The organism is Gammaproteobacteria bacterium (genome assembly GCA_003696665.1).
Lineage (GTDB): Bacteria > Pseudomonadota > Gammaproteobacteria > Enterobacterales.
Genome location: RFGJ01000018.1, coordinates 1 through 1,412 on the forward strand (window position 1 = coordinate 1; position 1,412 = coordinate 1,412).

Annotated in this window: 2 protein-coding genes; both read right to left on the minus strand. The window is 49.5% G+C overall.

Annotated elements, in window-relative coordinates; genetic code table 11:
• Positions 1 to 50: 50 nt before the first annotated feature.
• A complete protein-coding gene (locus D6694_00445; protein RMH48451.1) occupies positions 51 to 893 on the minus strand; it encodes a haloacid dehalogenase-like hydrolase in 843 nt (280 codons plus the stop codon).
• A partial coding sequence (locus tag D6694_00450) for a restriction endonuclease subunit S (GenBank protein ID RMH48452.1) occupies positions 893 to 1,412 on the minus strand: 520 nt, incomplete at its 5' end. The genes D6694_00445 and D6694_00450, both read right to left, overlap by 1 nt.

A 1,412-nucleotide genomic window follows, 5' to 3' on the forward strand; every position in this document is an offset into this window, starting at 1 on the left:
CTGGGATCTGGGAGAGATACTCCTCGTTGAAGCGGAAGCCTTGCATGCCCCTATTCCTTCATCCCAAGACCGCGCAAGCGCCAGTCCGCAGCAATCTTGCCTATGATCCCTTTGACGATAACGTCGAGTTCACTTCCGGCTTCATAGTTCGCAGGCGCTATGAAGTTGACCCGGCCGTCTTTGATGAGCTTTTCCGCTTTTCTTTTTGCGCCCTTTGTATTCGGCCTGTAGACAGCGATGGCGTGGCCACCTTGTTCCTTGACGAGTCTGAAGCATGGAATATCGGTGTCCCCGTCCCCGATAAACACCATGTTCTCAAAAGGTACGGGGCGTTCATGTTTTGGAACATAGTCGTTGATTCGGCTGTTATCATAGACCTCTTCTACGCCCTTGTTGATGCGGAAAAGATACTGTGTCTTCGTCGTGTAGTTGATTGCCAGCGCGGGCCATTGGGCCACACCGTTATGGTCATAGACGAATGCGGAAGCATAGATTGCGGCGAATTTTCCCGCGATGGGAGTGCCTTCGATCATCTCACGGATTCCCGAGGAAATAATGTAATGCTGTACGTTGACGCCATGTTCTCTGCCATATTTGTTGATACGACCAAACCAGTCGATCACACCGGAGAATAGCTCAACCGATTCTCCGAAATGCCGAATGTCTTCCCGTCTTACTGGGACTTTCGCTTCTCGTGCCTTGTCCAGCATGTGCATCATGTACATGAGGATGTTGTCGGCATTATGCTTCTTTGCGAGCCTGTTGACCTCGCCCCAGAATTTCTTTCTGGACATCCCGATCTTGGGTACGAAGTCAAATTCCTGCATGTTGCCTGGCGACAGAGTGCCATCGAAGTCGTAGGCAATCGCCAAAGGCGCGTATTTTTTTGCCATTATGCCACCTCCTTACTCATCTTTACCCGCCACTGGCCTGTGAGAAGCTTCTGCATCAGGCCGCGCTTTTGGCTTTTGTATCTTTCCGCCAGTTGTTTCAGAAGGTCAATTTCCTTCTGGGCAATCGTAAGCACGCCTGCGATACTTTTCTGTTCTTCGATTGGAGGTCTTGGAATTTTTATGCTCATAAAATCTGGGATACTGATCTGTTTGCCGTCTCTGATTCCAATGACAGCGATGTTCAGATACTTTTCTATGAATAAGTAGGTCTTGAAGAACAACCGATAGAAAGCTATGTCTATTTCTGCCTTAGGGCGCAATACGGTATAAGCTGGACTGATTATCCCTTGATAATCGGAATACTCGATTCCACCCTGAAATGAGCGTAGGCTGATAGCAAAGTCACCTTTCTTGATTCGTTTGTAGTTGGCAGTGCTTCCCTCCGGGGACATCACGCGGCCTTCCAGCAGCCGACGAGGTATAACGCCTCTATCCTGGGTCACCGACAACAGCTCCTCA